Here is a 345-nt window from a genome sequence, read left to right on the forward strand (position 1 = left end):
CTGCCCAGCGATGGGCAACCGTTATCCAGCCAGCAGGCGCAGGCCGAGCCCTTGCGCCGTTATGACGCTGCGGGCCAGGTCAGTCAGATAGGGCCCAATCAATACCGCTACGACAAGTGCGGGCGGCTCAGTGAGAAGGTGGTATCACGCCCCGGTTTCCGACCCCAGACCACCCAATTTGAGTGGGATGGCTTTGACCGCCTGCAACGGGTCATCTTGCCCGATGGCAGCCGCTGGCGTTACCGCTACGACCCCTTTGGTCGGCGTACCGGCAAGGAGCGGGAGGGGCAGGTGAGCCAACTCACCGCGATAACCCGCGTCCACTATCGCTGGGACGGTGACCAG

The 345-nt window shown here is 64.1% G+C and carries 1 pseudogene; it reads left to right on the forward strand.

Annotated elements, in window-relative coordinates:
- Nucleotides 1–138: 138 nt before the first annotated feature.
- Nucleotides 139–345: pseudogene (locus tag L975_RS18770) on the forward strand (type IV secretion protein Rhs); the annotation flags it as partial.

The organism is Plesiomonas sp. ZOR0011 (assembly GCF_000800945.1).
Lineage (GTDB): Bacteria > Pseudomonadota > Gammaproteobacteria > Enterobacterales > CAMTGL01 > Plesiomonas > Plesiomonas shigelloides.